A 15,835-nucleotide genomic window follows, 5' to 3' on the forward strand; every position below is an offset into this window, starting at 1 on the left:
TTATCTATTCATTTTACGTAATCTATTTTGTATTAGAACAAATGGTGCTGTAATAATACCTTTTATTACTTCTTTATAGAATATCCATTTGTCGCCATATACTTTTCTATTTACTTGGATATGTTTTAAAATCTGTGCAAATTTAAAACGACAAAACAATTCATATACAATTTTTGTAGTTGTCTTAAATTGTAATGGTACTTGTTGATTAAATTGTTTTCTTGCTTCTGGAAAATTATTTATTGCCATTGTAACACAATCAACAATCTTTTTGTTATCAAAATCAAATAGCTCGATAACTTTTTCTACAGGAAGGTTAAATCTTTCAAAATCTCTTGAAATTGAATTTACCCAAAGTGCATTTGGATTCAATATTTGTACCATTGGCAACAGTTTTGCTGCTGTAGATGTAGATATCCAAGTAATTCCTGATGAGCAACCCAACAATAATGTACAATAATGTGTTAGTCCTGCTGTTTCTCTATATGTCAATACACTACCATCAATAATTGCCTTATGCTCATGATTTATTTTATTTGCTGATGATAATATTATTGCATTATTTTTATCTTTTACTATTTCTTCTGCAATTGAAATTGCCATTTCTTTAGTAATATTTAATTGTCCGCTTAATGGTGCAAATTCAAATAATATTACATTTTTATAATCATTCAAATTATTTTGTTGTGCAAAATCTGAACATTTTTTTAGCTCTTCATCTGTCAATTGTAAAACTGGATTAATAGGTACTGTTATTGGATTTGGATATGCATTAAATACATTACTTCTTATGCAACCATCGTACAATGCTGTATTATTTAAATAAGATGGATGCGTAATAAATACATAATTATAATCTGAATAATTAATTTTTTGTTCTAACAACTTAAATTGTGCAGTATCATCTATTGGAATATATTCTACGACTAATACCTCATCTATAAATGGATTATTTTTTAATACATCTTTGCTTCGTATAAATATAGCCCATGTTAGATGGCAATTTTTAAAATCATTTTTTATTTGCTATGCAATTGTTGTTGCATATAAGCAATCACCATTTGCATAAAAATTTATGAGTAGTATTTTTTGTTTTTGTATCAATTGTTAAATATCATCATTTTTGCTAATTCTTCAAAATCTACCGCTGGTTTCCATCCTAATGAAAGAATTGTAGATGCATCAGAAACCAATTGTTTGTACTCTGGTGTATAATCATTTTTTAGAATGATATAATCTTGCCATTTCTTACCTATCAATTTAAAGCAAACATCTAACCAATCTTCTATAGAATATCCTATTCCTGAACTAATATTTGCTTCCCAAATATTATCTTGATTTATTAATGTAAACATACCTTGTGCTACGTCGCCAGCAAAAGTCCATTCTTTTATGACTGAAATATCACCAATTTCAAGTTTTTCATCACTTCCATTGTATATTCTATTGGCTAATGCAGAAATTTTCTTTGCCATGTGTCTTTCTGTTCGTCTTGGACTATCATGGTTAAAAAGATATCCGACATAAGTTTTTACACCTAATCTTCTGTAATATCTTGCTGCATAAACTGATTGTATTCTACTTACTGAATAAGCATCTCTTGCTTCAAAATCATCGGTTTCTTTTATTGGTGCATCATTATTTACAAACTGTAATCCACTACCACAAATAAAAACTTTTGTATGAATTGAGAATATTTTTACTGCTTCTAAGATATTAAATGTTCCCGTTGATATTGTTTGATGATTTTCGAATAACGCTGTGTGATTTGTTGTAGAGTTTGCTGCTAAATGAAAAATAAAATCTGCTTGAGTATTCTTTATTAATTGGGCTACTTCATTATAGTTTGTTATATCAACACGCAAAAAATATCCACTACGAGAAATACCTATAACATCAATATTTTTTTGTTCTAATATTTTTGATAAATAATAGCCATCTTGTCCGTTTGCACCAAATATTATAGCTTTCATATTATATCAAATCCTTTCTAACGAAAATTGTATTTATGTATGTGTCTGCATAAACGACATATCCATTTTCAATTAAAAAATTTTGAACATCATACTTTTTTTTGCCAAGTCCATCGCCGCCAAACTCCATTGTCTCTATACAAAAAACTAAGGGTTTATCTTTATCAAAATTCATAGATTTTATTATATCAAAATCTAATCCTTCGACATCAATAGAAATAAAATCTGGTGCTGAATCAAAATGTTCTTTAATGATATCATTAATATTAACAAACGGAATTACTTTATCTTGTTTAAAAGAAATTCCAGATTGTAATTTTTTCTCTTCAGCATCTTCTTTTGAAAATGTATTCCAGCCAGTATATGGTTCAGGGAAATAATAAAATACGCCTTCTTTCAAATCATTTATTCCAACGCCTACATTTAAGACAGTATCATTTGGTCTTTTAGAAACAATCTTATTATACAATGTTACATCAGGTTCTATACAAACACCTTTACTCTTTTTCAAATAAAAATAATATGTATTATTGCCACCGATTGGATGATTTGCTCCAAGATCTAAATAAGTTGGATTCGTTTTTTTTTAATGCCAATTTAAAAATGAATCAACCAAAATATCTTCTCCAAACTGAGAATATGAATATTGTGCTTTGCCTAATAGTATATCATAGTTCGCTTTTAATTTTCTAATGATTCTTTGTATTCTCATATCTTAGTTAGGATTTGTAATATAATTATTATTAAAATTATTTTGGTACTATTAAAAAATTAATTGATTCAATTACATCAATAAATTTATAATTGATATCTTCTACAAAATCAACGTAATCTTGAAATGTTGTATTAAACTGTTCTTGGAATTGTTGTTCAAACTCAAAGAATATTGGCATTTTATTTTTTAAAATCGTATTTTTTGCACCTTGCATTGCAAATAAATCGCTTCCTTGTATATCAACTTTCATAAAGCTAATAGGTGTTTCTATTCCAAGGCTGTCAATCGTAAAAGTTTGTACTTTTCTTCCTGTAGACAATGATGGATTTATTGAATTAGATGAGAAAGGTGTACCAGATATTTCTGGTTCTGGAAAAATTAATATTTTTCCATTTTCATTATAAACCGCTCCATCTTTAGCAATAATATTTGTGCATTTATTTGCCTGAATATTTTTACATAAAAAATGATAGACAGTATCTTGTGCTTCAAAGGCATAGACAGTTCCTGTATCTCCAACCATTTTTGAAAACTCAATAGACATTTGTCCAAAATTTGCACCTATATCTAATACAGTAGAGCCTTTTGTAATAAACCTTCTAGCTAGGTCAATATTATTTTGTTCAAAATATTTTCCTCTAACCAATGTGCTCGTAACTGGATCCATATCAGCTTCAAATGGTAAATGATAGTTTCCTATCGGAGTTTCACAATAATATTCATTTTTATCTTTTGATAAATTTAGGTATTTGTCGCCCCTATATTCTTGTTTTATAATTTCGTAATTCCTTTTATTTAGAAATTGCCTTATAAGGTTTTTCATTATTATTTTTTTACTTTTTATAAATATCAATAGTTGGAATTGGGAAGATAAATCCTGTTCCTTTATCTAAAGCTTCTTTTTCTCTTTCTAAAAATTCTTCTTTAAAATGCCAAGGCAATACTAAATAATAGTCTGGGTTCATAGCTCTACTTTCTGCTTCGCTTATTATTGGTATATTAGTGCCTAATGTAAATGCGCCATATTTATCTGGATTTCGTTCTGCTGCATATTCTACCAACATATTATTAATATCACACCATTGTAGTATTGTATTTCCTTTTGTAGAAGCACCATAAATGTGTACTTTCTTTCCTTGTTGTTTAAATTTCACAAGTAAATCATGTAATTCATTTTTTACTTTTTCAATTCTATATTGAAATGCTACGTATGGCTTGTCTGTATCTAATTCTAAATCAAACTCTTTTTGGCGTATTTCATTCATCAATTGATGATCATTTGGTGCGTAGTAGATACCGTTTTCTTTGTGTGTTGCATAGCAACGAATACTACCTCCATTGATGTCATTAAAAGATATCTTAAATATTTTCATATCCGCCATGCCTACAATTTTTTCTAGCACAGCAAGACTGTAATATTCTAAATGCTCGTGACAGATGGTATCATAACTATCCATTTCTAACATTTTAGGCATATAACTCATCTCAAATACCCAAATTCCTTCTGGTGATAGGTATTTTTTTATACTTTTTACAAAATCAACAGGATTTTCTAAATCATAGAACATTGCAATAGATGTAATTACATCCATTTTTTTGTCTCCTATAACTTTAAATAATTCTGCAGATGGAAATATATCTTGTACAACTGTGGCAATTTTCACTTCTTGTGCAACATCACTTGGATCACAACCAAATTTGTCCCATCCTTCTGGATAATAGCTTAACAATGTTCCATCATTACAACCAATATCTAAAACAGTGCATTTATCTTTTTTCAATAAAGTTAATGTGCTATCTACAATTTCTTTTAAATGGTTTCTCATTGTAGCATTTGTGCCACTTCTGTACCAATATCTTGCATACAATATTTCAGGTGGCACACCATGTTCCATTTGTAATAATCCACATGCATTTTCATCTTCTTGTGGATTGCATCTTACTAAGGAACAATTGATTTTACGTTGAGATGGTTCTTCTTTTCCTGGTTTTACGAATGATCCTTGTAAATATTGTGGTCCTAAACTAATTACATGAGTTAAGGATGATGAACCGCAAACACGACAAGTAGTTCTCTTTTTTATATGCATAGTTTATATATTTTTATTTTTTACGAATTCTTGGAAAGTATGATTAATGGCATCTATACAATTGTTTCTTTGCAAATTTAATACTGCCAAGTTTTTTACTATTTTATCTTTTTCTTCTATTGGAACGTTTTCTATATCATACCCTTTTTCTACTTCATGCCAAAGTTCACAGTTTACTTCTGCAAGTTGGGAAAATATTTCACCTATGTTTCCTATTACTGCTTTGGTTTCGTTTCCTTCTTTCTTGAATACCTTATTTGCATCAAATATTAATTTATCTATTGGAATATTACCACAAATTGCATCAGATACATATTCATCTATTTCTATCTGAAGTTGTATTGCTTGCTTATTTAAACTTTCTAATCGTTGTGCATCTTCGCTATGGTATTGTTTTAGTTTAACAATTGTCAATTTATCACAAAGCATTCCAAGTGTTTCTGCCATACATTTTTTTTTGCAAATATAGTAATTTATATATAATCTCTTATTCTTCTAATTATAGAATCTGCCATTCCATTAAAATCTTCTGAAACTTTAAAGAAATAAATAGGTAAAAGATAGAATAATAGTACTATTATTGATTTTACAATTATAAAAAGAAAATGATAAATTATATATGTATTGTCACCTTCAAATGTGAATTTTGAGAAAATATATCTTATTAACAACAATAATCCAATACCATATACAATTATTATTAGATTTATTTTTGAGAATGGAAATAGTTTGTGTTTCTTATACAAAAATAACATTCTCCATGTATTGTATATTAGTAAACTTAGAATTAATGAATATGCTGCACCAATAATACCAAATTGTTTTATAAAAAAATAATTAGTTGGTATGAGTAAAAACAATAGAAATATATGTGTCATGGAATTAAAACGCCAATATTTTGATGTTGAAATAATCTCATTATTCAAGCCATAAGATAAGTCTATTATATATGCAAAAGACATTAACATACACACATGTATACCATCACGATATCCTTGTCCGACAATGTGAAATATAGATTCCATATTTACATTAATAATTAAAAATAGGAACATTCCAAATACAGTTAAATTCAATGATGATTTTTTATATACTGTATTTATATTTTCAAAATCGTTTTCAACCCAAGATTTTGCAATAATTGGCAATGCAATTACACCTATGCTTCTTTGTGGTATTTGTATTATCTGTGCAATATATGAAGAAACTGTGTACACAGCAGTATTTCCAATTCCATGTATATGTGAAATTGTTAGTACTTGAATTGATTGTGCTAATATTTCGACAACCAACACTACATATATACTTAATCCATAAGTAACAATTTGAGTGAAATATTTTTTCGATGTCAATGAAATTTTAGTATTGAAAACTAATAGTCCATTTTGTTTCATGTATATCAGTAATACTAAAAGCTGAACAAAACCATTAAATGCAAATAAGTAAATAAAAACATTAAAATCAATTAGCTTTAACAATACTAATAACAGTAAAATCATTGGAAACAATCTATTTAACAATTGTTGACCTATCATGCCAATAATTGTCTTCTCGTTTGCTATTGCAAAATGATTAAAAACAAATAGAAAAACATTGAAAATAATTAATAAAAATACTAGATAATAGTATTTTGCAAACAGTATACTACCATTACAATACCTGTCAATAATTTCATTTCTAAATAGGAAGATAATACTTAAACATATTACCATTGTAATTGAACAAAATAACAAGGAAAAGAAAAGTAAATCTTTGTCCTTATTCTTCTTATAGTATGGGTAAAATCGAATTATTACTGATGGTACACCAAATAATATTATTCCAGTTGAAATATCACCTAATTCTATAAATAATCTAGTTAACCCAAATTCTTCTTTAGTGAGTAATCTTGGGTACAATAATATTACATTTACAAAGCCAATTCCAAATCCTAGATAAGTTAGAATAGTATTTATAGAAGCTTGCCTTCGGATTATCCCCATTTTTAGTTAATTATATTTTGTAATTACGCTTCCATTATTTATCTTCAACAAAAATACTAAAATGTTTTTAATTGGAATAGCTAAAGCTGATATTACAGCTTTTGAAAGAGGCTCAAGTATGCTTGGCTACGGAATGTACACACATATATCACTTGATATAGAAACGCCACTCTATGCTCGTGCATTTGTTTTTGAAGACTTAGATAAGCATCAAAAATTGGCAATCGTCAATTGTGAAATTGCATTTATCACTCCATTGCTCAAACAATCTGTTGTTGCTTACTTATATAAACACTTTCCTGAAACTAATATCAACGACAATAATTTAATGTTGTGTGCACAACACACTCATTGTAGTCCTGCTGGATATTCAAGTCATGCAGTGTACAATATCTCAGTACCAGGATATATCCAACATATTTTAGATACACTTGTAAAAGGAATTGTAGAAGCAATAGTTGAAGCAGACAAAAACAAAGTTAAAGGAAATATCAGCATTGGAAAATCAAGATTTGATGATGATACGCCTGTTTCTTTCAATAGAACAGTAAATTCTTATAATCAAAATCCTGAAGTAAAGAAATACAGCTTTTCACAAAGACATTTAGCAGTAGATAGAGAAATGACATTATTAAATTTTATTTCTGAAAGTGGTAATTTATTGGGTTCTATCAATTGGTTTGCTGTGCATACCACCAATCTACCAAATACTTTCACAAAACTTTGCTCGGACAATAAAGGATTTGCAGCAGATTATCTAGAAAGAAATTATCAAAAGAAATATCCAAATTATATTGGTGCATTTGCACAAGGTGCCTGTGGCGATGTATCTGCTCGTGTTCGTTACAATCCAAAATTGCCTTTCCAACGTGGAAAATTTGAAGGTTCATTTTCTGATGATTTAAAAAGTTCAAAATTCAATGGTTCATTACAATTTGAAAAAGCAAAAGAAATTATTGATCATATTGAGCACAAACAAGTAAACTCAGATACTTTAGATTACGTACAACAATATATAGATTTTAGCAATATTGATATTAAACCACAATTTAATAATGGCCAAAGTGGGGCTGTTACTTCTCCATCTGTTATGGGAATTTCATTTTTAGAAGGTTCAAAAATGGATGGACCAGGTATGCATCCAATACTAGGAAATGCAAGTAGAATGATTGCAAATTTTGTTCGTGACAAAGAATTAAAATTGGCTAAGAAAACAACAGATGCTGAAGCAGAAAAAATAAATAGAAGATATAAAGCTCAAGGTACTAAACATTTAGCTTTTGAGTCTGGTGATAAGAGAATATTTGGTTTTACAGATATCAGCAAATTCTTTGTTCCAAGCTTTGCTGACCCAATGATTGCTAATCTAAAAAACTTTGCAAGACTTGGTTTACTAAACGAACATTCTTGGGCACCACAAATTTTGCCTATACAAATATTCAAATTAGGTACAATAGCCATAGTTGGTATTCCATTTGAAATTACTACAGTTGCAAGCTGGAGGTATAGAAAAACAATTGAAGATGCATTATTTCCATATGGCATAGAACAAGTTATACTATGTCCATATTCTAATGCATACAATGGTTACATTACTACTTATGAAGAATATCAAGTGCAAGATTATGAAGCTGGACATTGCGTATTTGGTCAATGGAGTTTAAATGCGTTGCAACAAGTTACCAATGATTTATGTATAGAATTAAATAAAAAATCAGCCGATAGAAATATTCCATTTTTAGAAGAAGCACCAATTTCTGAGAATTACCTAATACGATTTAATTACTTTAAAAGTCCTTATTATAAAAAAGTAGAAAAAAAACTGAATAAAAAGGAAAACTTAATCAGCAGAAAAGGAGAAAAATATAATACCAAAATTGACCAAATTATTCAAAAGAATTAATTCATTTATGTATTTTAGTGTGCTGAATTTTAATGAAGAAAGTTTTACTCATACTTATATGTATTGCAATTACTCATGTTAATATTCATGCGCAAGCCACCTATCAATGGAATGTAAAATTTGGAGGCAATGGTTTAGATGCAGCTGTTCAAACATGTAGAGACAATGCTGGCAATATATACACAGTTGGTACATTTCAAGATACTGTCGATTTTAATCCAAGCCTTTTTGCAACATACAATCTATATTCATACAACAATCCAGATGTATTTATTGTAAAACTAAATGCCAATGGTGGATTTATTTGGGCAAAGCAACTCAGCAGCAGAGCTGCTAAATCTGTAAGTGCAGTACATGTAGACAATAACAACAATGTATATATTGTAGGTTCGTTTAAAGATAGTTTGGACGTAGATCCAAGTGCTACCGTAAACAATGTATATTCAGCTGGCAATGAAGATATTTATATTGTAAAATTAAACTCAACAGGGAACTTTGTTTGGGCAAAAACTATTGGCTCCAATGGAAATGACAAAGCAAACGACATAAAATCTGACGCAAGTAATGATGTGTACATTTGTGGATATTACACATCAAACACAACAGTAGATTTTGATCCAGGTAGTGGAACAAACTTATTGCCAGCCACCACACTTACAGCAGGATTTTTACTAAAATTAAATACAAATGGTGATTTTGTTTGGGCAAATGCATATTCTACAAAAGATACAAAAATCAAACAATTAGAAGTAGACAAAACAAATAATATTATATACTTCGTTGCAGAATATGCTAACAATATTAATACAAGTTATGTAAATACTGTAAATGCTACGAATGGAAATAGTATTTGGCAAAAACAATTCACACCAAGTGGTGCAACAGGGAAAACTTTTGTCAGTTCTATAGCAATTAATTTCACAAACGAATACATATATTTAGCTTGTGCATTCCAAGGCAGTGCAGATTTCAATCCAGATCCAAGTATCAATCTTTCTTATACTTCAAAAGGCGACAGAGATATTTGTATTGTAAAAATGAATAGTTTGGGCGAATTAGTTTGGGCAAAACAAATTGGTGGAACTTCAGGAGAAGATGCTTTGGATATTGCTGTTGATCCTTGTGATTATGTACTCTATACTGGTTTTTTTTCAGGCACATCAGATTTTGATCCAAATGCTGGCGTAGCCAATCTTACTGCAGATATTGTAGATATTTATTTTTCAACTCTAAATTTTGATGGAACATATAAAAACGCATACAAACTTTCAGGCACACTTGGTGTAAATTTTGGAAATAGTATTACAAGTGTAAAAAAATAATCTTTATATCGCTGGTTTCTTTACAGGTATACTTAATTTTGATAATAATGCTCCAACAAATTTATTTGCATTACAAACAAGTTCAGGATTAATAAGTGGTTATGTTGCAAGATATAGTTATCCATCAAAGATAAATTATTATGATACTATTTATGTTTGTAGAGGAAGTAGTCATCGTTTTCCTGATGGCGTAGTAAGAGTTATTAATAGTGAAACAACTGTCACTAGCAATGTTAGTAGAGCAAACGAATGTGATAGTGTAATCAACACATTTGTAAAATTAAAAGAACCATCTTCTGCAACACATAATTTTATTGCGTGCGATAGCATAGTATTAAATAACAAAATTTATTATAATACAACCGTTGCAAAAGATACTTTAGTGAATAGTGTAGGTTGCGATAGCATTGTTACATATAATATTACTATTAATAAAAAGAGTGTATTCAATAATCCAAAAAGTATCTGCGAAGGCGATACTATATTTTTATTTGGTAAAAAGTACTATCAGAATGGAATATATTACGACACACTTACAAACAGTAAAAATTGTGATAGCATTATTATTACTCAATTAGAAGTAAGAGAAACATATATTTTCAATAATATTCAAAATATATGTTTTGGAACAACATACAACATTAATGGAAAAATTTATAATACAAATGGAATATATTATGATACGCTAACAAATATTAAAAATTGCGATTCAATAATAATAACTAATCTAACAATAAATTCTATTTTGTCTGAAAATAATAATGTGACGATTTGTGCTGGCTCAACTTACACTTTACCAAAAGGCACAGTTGTTTCAACAGCTGGTACTTATCGTGATACCATCAAAAACAATTTAGGTTGCGATTCTGTGGTTGTAACAAACTTGACTGTTGCTTCTATTTTGTCTGAAAATAACAACGTTACAATCTGTGCTGGCTCAACTTACACTTTACCAAAAGGTACTATTGTTTCAACTGCTGGAACTTATCGTGATACCATCAAAAACAATCAAGGTTGCGATTCTGTTGTTGTTACAAACTTGACTGTCGCTTCTGTTTTATCTGAAAATAATAATGTTACCATTTGTGCTGGCTCAACTTACACTCTACCAAAAGGCACAGTTGTTTCAACAGCTGGTACTTATCGTGATACCATCAAAAACAATTTAGGTTGCGATTCTGTGGTTGTAACAAACTTGACTGTTGCTTCTATTTTGTCTGAAAATAACAACGTTACAATCTGTGCTGGCTCAACATACACTTTACCAAAAGGTATAATTGTTTCAACTGCTGGAACTTATCGTGATACTATCAAAAACAATCAAGGTTGTGATTCTGTGGTTGTAACTAATCTGACTATTGCTTCTGCATTATCAGAAAATAATAATGTAACAATCTGCGCTGGTTCAACTTACACTTTACCAAAAGGTACAATTGTTTCAACTGCTGGAACTTATCGTGATACTATCAAAAACAATCAAGGTTGTGATTCTGTGGTTGTAACTAATCTGACTGTTGCTTCTGTTTTATCTGAAAATAATAATATTACGATTTGTTCTGGCTCAACTTACACTCTACCAAAAGGTACAGTCGTTTCAACTGCAGGTACTTATCGTGATACCATCAAAAACAACCAAGGTTGCGATTCTGTAGTTGTAACAAACTTGACTGTTGCTTCTATTTTGTCTGAAAATAATAATGTAACGATTTGTGCTGGCTCGTCTTACACTTTACCAAAAGGTACAATTGTTTCAACAGCTGGAACTTACAAGGACACCATCAAAAACAATCAAGGTTGTGATTCTGTGGTTATTACTAAACTTACCATCTCACCTATTCTATCAGGAAATAACAACGTTACAATCTGCGCTGGCTCAACCTATACTTTGCCAAAAGGTACAGTAGTTTCAACTGCTGGAACATACAGAGACACCATCAAAAACAATCAAGGTTGCGATTCTGTAGTTGTAACAAACTTGACTGTTGCTTCTGTTTTATCTGAAAATAATAACGTTACAATCTGCGCTGGCTCAACCTATACTTTACCAAAAGGAACGGTCGTTTCAACTGCTGGTACTTACAAAGATACCATCAAAAACAATCAAGGTTGCGATTCGGTGGTCGTTACTAATCTGACTGTTGCTTCTGTTTTATCTGAAAATAATAATGTGACAATTTGCGCTGGCTCAACATACACTTTACCAAAAGGTACAGTAGTTTCAAATGCTGGAACTTACAAAGATACCATCAAAAACAATCAAGGTTGCGATTCTATTGTAATCACTAATCTGACTGTTGCTTCTGTTTTATCAGAAGATAACAACGTTACAATCTGTGCTGGCTCAACTTACACTTTACCAAAAGGAAATATTGTTTCAACTGCTGGTACTTATCGTGATACTATAAAAAACAATCAAGGTTGCGATTCTGTGGTTGTTACTAACTTAACTGTTGCTTCTATTTTGTCTGAAAATAACAACGTTACAATCTGTGCTGGCTCGTCTTACACTTTACCAAAAGGTACAGTCGTTTCAATTGCAGGAACTTACAATGATACCATCAAAAACAATCTAGGTTGCGATTCGGTGGTCGTTACTAATCTGACTGTTGCTTCTGTTTTATCTGAAAATAATAATGTGACGATTTGCGCTGGCTCAACTTACACTTTACCAAAAGGTACAATTGTTTCGGCTGCTGGGACATACAGAGACACCATCAAAAACAATCAAGGTTGCGATTCGGTGGTTGTTACTAAACTTACCATCTCGCCTATTCTTATTGGAAATACAAGTGCAGAATTCTGCCAAGGTACGTCTTATATTTTACCAAGTGGAAAATCTGTAAGCAATGCTGGAACATACAAAGATACCATCAAAAACAATCGTGGTTGTGATTCTATCGTAACAATAAAATTGACTTCAAATCCAATAAAAGAAACAAGACTAATAGATTCTGCTTGTAGTAGTGATAATTATGAGTTTTTTGGAAGTATTATTACAAGTAGTGGTGTGTACACACATAAACTACAAACTTCAAAAGGATGTGATAGTAGCATTGTATTGAATATAAATATTTCTCCAAATCCAACATTAGAAATTAAGCCAAATAAAATAAAAATAGAAAAAAACGATACTGTATATTTAGATATCAACTCAGACCAAACACTATATAATATTATATGGCAACCTGCTGATTTATTAAACAATTCATCTATTCAAAATCCATTTGCTATTCTACAAGATATAACACAATTTAAAGTACAAGCGGAGAATGAGTTTGGATGTGTATCAAATGCAGAAATAGAAATTCTTATTAATACCGAAGATTGTATTTATCTACCAAATACATTTACACCAAATGGAAATGGAATCAACGAGACTTTTAGACCATTGGGCAATAGAATAAAATCAATTACAATATTTAGAATTTTTGATAGATGGGGAAATTTGGTGTTTGAAACAAATGATTTGAATCGTGGTTGGGACGGCACATACAAAGGTGTTTTGTTAGATCCAAATGTGTTTATTTATTATATAGAAGCTATTTGTAAAGATGGTACTACATCATTTAAAAAAGGAAATGTTACGCTACTACGTTAAAATATTATTGTTAGTTTTTTGTTGCCAAAATACAATAGCTCAAGAAATACATTTTTCTGATGTAAGACAAATACCTTATTTCTTCAATCCAGCGTACACAGGATTTTTTGATGATGATGTGCGTGGTGGTTTAATTTATCGTAACCAAGCACCAACAATTGGAAATACCTTTAATACCTTAGGTTTTGGTGCAGATTTTTCATTATTAAAACAAAAAAATGATAATAATACAATTATTGGTGTTGGAATAAATGGTTTTTTTGATAGAGCTGGCAATATTGGCTACATGGACAATTCATTATTGGCAAATTTTTCATACATCAAAGCATTAGATAAAAAACAAAAATTCTATTTATCAATTGGCATACAAGCTGGCTATGCATTTAGGAAAGTGAATCTTGGCAAAGTAACTTTAGAATCTGGGTTTGATGGCGAAAATTTTAATTTCTCACAACCTGATGTCTTAGAAAATTATCAAAATGCAAAGAATAAATATTTTAGATTAGGAACTGGTGCAATTCTATTTTTTAATTTGAGTGATGCCATAAAATTTCATTTTGGTGCATCTGCCAATAATTTAGCAAGACAAAATGTATCTTTCTTTGACAACAAAAAAATAAGACAAAAGCCAAGATTTGTTTATAGTTTTGGTATGGAAGCACAATTTAATCAATTTATAATTTTGCCTTACGTATTGGCACAAATGCAACTTCCAGAATATAAGTTGTTGTTTGGAAGCATGTTTAAATACACGTCGGACAACAATCAATTTAATATAAAAGACAATATTTATGTGCTTGGTTTTGGTGTTGGATATAGAGTATTAGATGCTGTGGTACTTTCTGCACAAGCATCTTACAAGCATTTTACACTTAATATTTCATACGACATAAATACTTCAAAATTGATACGAGCAAGCAACACTGTTGGCGCAATTGAAGCATCAATTATATATCAAAATACATTTTTAACAAGAAGCAACAAAAAGCCATACAAAAAAATGCATTTCCCAAAAGTGTTTTAGGTTTTGAAACATTAAAAATTATTTATAGCTTTACACAACTAAAAATAAAATCATGGGAACTTTAAGTGTAATATTTGGAATTTTATCTGTGCTTGGAATGTTGTTAGGCTTTGTTCCATTTTTAGGTTGGTTCAATTGGCTAAATATTCCATTTGCTGTTATTGGATTAATCTTTGCTTTAATTGGCAATTCAAGAAATGGTAAGATATTAAACATCATCGCAATTGTTATAGGTATCGTTAGACTAATAATGGGTGGTGGTATTTTATAATAGAAATATTAGTTGTCATAATATTTTATATTCATGCATGTAAGCAAAGAAAAAATAAGTTATATTTTCTTTGCTGTATTAGTAGTTTCAGTAACACATGTTCTATTTTCAAAGTTTGGATTCAATCCAACTGATGAAGGTTTTATATTACATATTTCCAATTGTATTTTACATGGACAAATTCCGCATGTAGATTTTATATCAATAAGACCAATTGGCAGCTCTATTCTTCACCTTCCAGAATTATTTTTCAATAATCATTTATATCTATTCTCAAGGTTAATATTTTGGATAGAACAAATGCTAATTGCAATTTTTTGGTATGAATTTTTAAAAAGACAATTAAAATTTGAAAATAGCTACTTATTAAAATATTGTATAATTATTTTAATATACATTTTAAACATACATTATTTTCCAGCAATGGCAATACATACAGTAGATGCTATACTATGTAGTGTATTGGGTTTATTCATCATTAGCTTAGATAAAAAATTTAGTTTACTAGGCTATTTATTTATTGGATATGCAACATTATGCAAACAGAATTTTTTATTACTTGTACCAATTACCATATTTTTGTATGGCAATAAAAATTATATACTAAAACTATTTTTTAGTATGCTACCAATTTGTATATACTTATTGGTATTATTTGTAAATGATGGCTTAGATGATTTTTATAATCAAATTAATTCTCATGTCAATTTATTTGAAGTTGGTGTATTTTCATATCTAAAAAACTATACTATCTACATTGCGGCAGTTGCATATTTGATAGGAAAAAACAAAAATAACAAACACATATTAATTATAATATTTATAATACTAATTTACATTATATTACTAACAACTGAACATTATACAGGAAAATATAGTTTTCTAGTATTTGGAATTTTGATTACAGAACTTATTTCTAATATAAATGATAGCAAAAAAGAAAAGTAATTTTCACAA

The 15,835-nt window shown here is 29.5% G+C and carries 13 protein-coding genes; 6 read left to right on the top strand and 7 right to left on the bottom strand.

What is annotated here, in order from left to right:
* From IPK18_00905 to IPK18_00935, 7 genes are all read right to left on the bottom strand, one after another.
* Positions 1-885: a hypothetical protein gene (locus IPK18_00905; GenBank protein QQR98130.1), complete on the bottom strand. Its 885-nt coding sequence runs from the start codon at positions 883-885 to the stop codon at positions 1-3.
* Positions 886-1,100: 215 nt separating this feature from the next.
* Complete coding sequence (locus tag IPK18_00910) at positions 1,101-1,973, bottom strand: GDP-mannose 4,6-dehydratase (protein QQR98131.1); 873 nt, start codon at positions 1,971-1,973, stop codon at positions 1,101-1,103.
* Position 1,974: 1 nt separating this feature from the next.
* The gene (locus IPK18_00915) at positions 1,975-2,514 is read right to left on the bottom strand and encodes an FkbM family methyltransferase (protein QQR99272.1); all 540 of its coding nucleotides are present in this window, start codon (positions 2,512-2,514) and stop codon (positions 1,975-1,977) included.
* 208 nt (positions 2,515-2,722) lie between these two features.
* Positions 2,723-3,511, bottom strand: a complete 789-nt coding sequence (locus tag IPK18_00920; GenBank protein ID QQR98132.1) for an FkbM family methyltransferase — start codon at positions 3,509-3,511, stop codon at positions 2,723-2,725.
* Positions 3,512-3,521: 10 nt separating this feature from the next.
* Positions 3,522-4,778: a class I SAM-dependent methyltransferase gene (locus IPK18_00925; protein ID QQR98133.1), complete on the bottom strand. Its 1,257-nt coding sequence runs from the start codon at positions 4,776-4,778 to the stop codon at positions 3,522-3,524.
* A gap of 3 nt (positions 4,779-4,781) precedes the next feature.
* Positions 4,782-5,225, bottom strand: coding sequence for a hypothetical protein (locus tag IPK18_00930; GenBank protein QQR98134.1), 444 nt, complete (start codon positions 5,223-5,225; stop codon positions 4,782-4,784).
* Positions 5,226-5,251: 26 nt separating this feature from the next.
* Positions 5,252-6,760, bottom strand: a complete 1,509-nt coding sequence (locus IPK18_00935) for an oligosaccharide flippase family protein (GenBank protein ID QQR98135.1) — start codon at positions 6,758-6,760, stop codon at positions 5,252-5,254.
* A gap of 61 nt (positions 6,761-6,821) precedes the next feature.
* Here IPK18_00935 and IPK18_00940 point away from each other — a divergent pair, with 61 nt between their 5' ends.
* The 6 genes from IPK18_00940 (at position 6,822) to IPK18_00965 (ending at position 15,826) form a co-directional block, all read left to right on the top strand.
* The gene (locus IPK18_00940; protein ID QQR98136.1) at positions 6,822-8,663 is read left to right on the top strand and encodes a neutral/alkaline non-lysosomal ceramidase N-terminal domain-containing protein; all 1,842 of its coding nucleotides are present in this window, start codon (positions 6,822-6,824) and stop codon (positions 8,661-8,663) included.
* 32 nt (positions 8,664-8,695) lie between these two features.
* The gene (locus tag IPK18_00945; GenBank protein ID QQR98137.1) at positions 8,696-9,985 is read left to right on the top strand and encodes a hypothetical protein; all 1,290 of its coding nucleotides are present in this window, start codon (positions 8,696-8,698) and stop codon (positions 9,983-9,985) included.
* A gap of 382 nt (positions 9,986-10,367) precedes the next feature.
* Positions 10,368-13,583 (top strand): gliding motility-associated C-terminal domain-containing protein, encoded by a 3,216-nt coding sequence (locus IPK18_00950; protein QQR98138.1) that lies wholly within the window; start codon positions 10,368-10,370, stop codon positions 13,581-13,583.
* A gap of 7 nt (positions 13,584-13,590) precedes the next feature.
* Positions 13,591-14,607 (top strand): PorP/SprF family type IX secretion system membrane protein, encoded by a 1,017-nt coding sequence (locus IPK18_00955; protein QQR98139.1) that lies wholly within the window; start codon positions 13,591-13,593, stop codon positions 14,605-14,607.
* 52 nt (positions 14,608-14,659) lie between these two features.
* Positions 14,660-14,878, top strand: coding sequence for a hypothetical protein (locus IPK18_00960; GenBank protein ID QQR98140.1), 219 nt, complete (start codon positions 14,660-14,662; stop codon positions 14,876-14,878).
* 33 nt (positions 14,879-14,911) lie between these two features.
* Positions 14,912-15,826 carry a hypothetical protein gene (locus IPK18_00965; GenBank protein ID QQR98141.1) on the top strand — a complete coding sequence of 305 codons (915 nt, stop codon included), beginning with the start codon at positions 14,912-14,914 and terminating at the stop codon, positions 15,824-15,826.
* Positions 15,827-15,835: the final 9 nt, after the last annotated feature.

The organism is Sphingobacteriales bacterium (assembly GCA_016699615.1).
Lineage (GTDB): Bacteria > Bacteroidota > Bacteroidia > Chitinophagales > JADIYW01 > JADJSS01.